Below are 3,411 nucleotides of genomic sequence, written 5' to 3'. Positions count from 1 at the left end.
TTAGGAGCCACAACAGTCCCAGACTCCCCAGCCTTGACCACAGTATCCTGCGCATACTTCGGATCAACCGAATCAGTGATCTGTTTCTTGCCAACATGAATGGGCGCTAATACTACTTTTTCAACACCATTCGGGTAGGTCACCTTGACTGGGATGTTGTAGTCGCCCTCAGGCACGCCCGCATCCGGAGACACTGCAATAGTGCCATCCCCATTGACTGTTGCCCACTTGGGAATTTCCTTGACGGCACCTTCAGGAATCTCATCCTTATCGATATTCGCCGGCGCGAACTTGGTGCCCTTCGCAGGCTTAGTCCCATTTTCGCTATGCAAGGGGGTATCTACAGTTGTGGATTTGCCAGGTTCGACGCTGGTCTGCTTGTATTCGGGAGTTACTTTCGCTGTGAAAGAGTCTGCAGCTAAAGCAGTTTTACGAATGCCCTTAGGGTATAGCTGAGCAGTGTAGGTGGTCGGCTGATCTAGATCCTTCGGAACGACAAACGCGCATGGCTCTAAAACACCCAAATTACTTGAGGTGGCGGTACATGAGCCTACTTCCTTGCCTTTGTCGTCAGTCCAGACAATGTCATAATCCGTGTTTGGGAAGGTGCCAGCCGTCTTTGTATTGACGGTGGTGCCTGGGGTGGCAGGTTTATCCGTGGTGTTGTAGTCGGTCACGTCAAACACCAGATCCTGCATTTTCAGAGCAAAGCGAACATTTTCCACATTCGATAGCCCTGGTGCTGTAGCGTAACCGACCTCTTCACCGCCAAATTGGTATCGGTTCGACTGGAAGTTATTCATAGCCGCACCCAAGCCCTCAGGAAGAACTGGGGAGACATACATGTAGCCAGTGTTTACATGCTTGCTTTGCATGTTTCCAGCAGCCCACGACCCCTTGTTGGCAGGAACGGGTTCACCCCACGCGAGCGTAGAGATACCCTTATCGCGGTAGCTTGTGCCGCCTAGACCGTCGAACTGTAGGTGGTACCTGCCTTCATTATCTGTCACATCGTAAACAGTCTCGGCAATGGCAGATTTACCAGTCTCTGCCTCATACTTTTTGATGATCTCGCGTTGCGCAGCAGTGAACTCATCAAAGGAGAATCCCTTATGAGCCTTCTTCCACTGGTCGAAGCGTCGCGCCACTTCGTCCTGCACATACGAACCTACGACCGTGGTACCCGGAACGCCTACATCGCCATAGATTTTTTCGCTTGCAGTGGGCGCTGCCGTATTGCCGAAAGCGCCGCGCATGTCATAGAAGACGGCCCCCGTGACATCTCCGCCGCCACCCTTACGGGTAGATTTTTTCCAGTCAGCCCTAGCTTTGTGCATCTGATCCGTCTGCGGAATTTCCTGAACGGTCATGTTCTGGTTGTAGACATGGGATAGATCCAGCCAAGTCGACTGGTAACGGTCTCCTACAGAACCGAAGTTCCCATCAGCTTCACTGAAGGACTTCCAGTACTTCGAAGGATCCGGGTTGTCGAACCAAGTACGCAGCTGCTGGCCTATGTGAGATTTGAACTTGTGGCTCCTACCATTTGCATCTTTCCAGTCAGGAAGGGCGATTGAATAAGAACCATCAGATTTTGTATTCGCAGTGTAAACCGGGGAAACCACGCCATCGGCGTCCTTCCACTGCGCGTAAACCTTCACATTTGATAGCGGAACATCGTCAGGCTGCTTGGTGGTGCGGTTGCCAACACGGTCAACGAAAACGTACCCATTGACAGTGCCCTTCTTTAGCCACTCGCCTGCACTCAATATTGGAGCCTGTTCAGCCGCAGCATTAGTTGGCGCCACCGCCGGAGCCAGCACCAAACCACCTGCGGTCATAGCCGCCACACCTAACGTCGCAAGTACCGATCGAGGCGCTAGTAATAAGAACCTTGAAACATTGTTCATAGAACGTTTCTCCTGAGGAAAAATTCGTGAGAGCTGACAACCGCATCTGGTTATCAGGCGGCAACTAAGTTCGAAGGATTGCCTCGAGATCAGTACCGACTTCGCTGTATGCCTCAGGCTAGGGTCTTATTTGTGGGATAACAATAGGTTTTAAAAACATTCAGTCTACATTCAATAAACTAATTTTAATTCACTAATGTATTTCCGGAAGGTTTCATTTTCCATTCACTTGTGTCTGCAATACAAGAATTAGGATTGCATGTTTGGCGCTACCTCAAATATTTGATGCGCCTCACGATTGCAGCCATGGCAACTCTTACTACTAGTAGTATGTGCAAAATGTGGCAACCGTGTCATTCACGCGCACACATGGCGCTGCTCACAAGAGACGACTCGTCTCATATAGCGATACATTATTTATTGGATTTGGAGCACGTATCAGGTCTATCTGAATTATTGTCGAATACCATTGGCTTTAGCTTTATGCGGTCACTAAGGCCCCGGAACAGCAAATCTTTTACCTAAGCTGCTATATCAATTACTTCGTCAGTGTTTACCGGCACCCTATAATTCGAGACTGCACGACAGAGCATTTAAGATAGTGCGCCCCTCCGAAGAAAATCTTCAGAGGGGCGGGAACACTACAGCGGTTTACTATTCCTTCCTACGGCGGGAATATGCCACTATGCCTGCGCCTGCCAGTAACAACGCAACCGATGCGGCGCCATAGCCAAGCACCGCTGTGCCGGTAGATGCCAAGCTCGGCTGACCAACTACGGTTGTTGTGGTTTCAGAATGCCCACCATTACCAGTACTAGTTTCCTTTCCTGGTTTTTCAGGTTTGCTCGGCTTATCGGACTGAGCGATCGTAACGACTAGTTTGCCGACTATCTTCCCGCTCCGGTCCTTTACCGTCACCGTTATTCTGTCCCCGGGCTTAGCATCTTGATCAGCGAGAACCTTAATATTGCCCTCGTCGTCAATTTGAGCTGTTCCAGGACCTTCCGTTTCAACAGTCGCACCGGATATCTTTTCGCCCTTATTGGGTATGGAGGTTTCCTCACCCGGCTTCAGTTCTACTGAATCCCAGGACGGCTGACCTTCTTCGGCTGGTTCTGGTTCGAACTTGACCGTGGTGGTATCGGTAGTCCCATCCGGATAAGTCACCACAACCGGAACAACCACAGGATCCTCCCCCTTAGCAGGAACCTCCGGAATAGTAACAACACCACTATCCGGATCAACCTGAGCCCCATCGGGAGCATCCTCACCAGGATCGAACTTCACCTCATCCTGACCCTCGCCAGCAGCAGGCTTATCTACCTCATTGCCATCACCGTCAACAAAGGTCGGAACCTCAGAAGAAGTATCCCCCTTCACCGGCGGATAAACAGGCTCAACCACACTCGAAGTATCCTCAGGATCAACAGGCTTATCAGCCGCACCAACCTTAACCGGAACCTCAACAGTGTCAGTAGACCCATCCGGATAAGTCACCACA

2 protein-coding genes are annotated in these 3,411 nt (G+C 50.7%); both read right to left on the bottom strand.

Annotation, left to right across the window (positions count from 1 at the left end; translation table 11 throughout):
- On the bottom strand, nucleotides 1-1,841 hold a 1,841-nt coding region (locus AC1EKG_RS10395), incomplete at its 3' end, for a Rib/alpha-like domain-containing protein (protein WP_285444649.1).
- Between the two features lie 723 nt (nucleotides 1,842-2,564).
- Nucleotides 2,565-3,411 (bottom strand): Rib/alpha-like domain-containing protein (locus AC1EKG_RS10390; protein WP_285444648.1); only part of this gene is annotated, 847 nt, incomplete at its 5' end.

This window comes from Winkia sp. C0117E2 (assembly GCF_056590455.1).
Note: the sequence above shows the minus strand (reverse complement) of the source record. Positions and strands in the feature narration are given on the sequence as shown.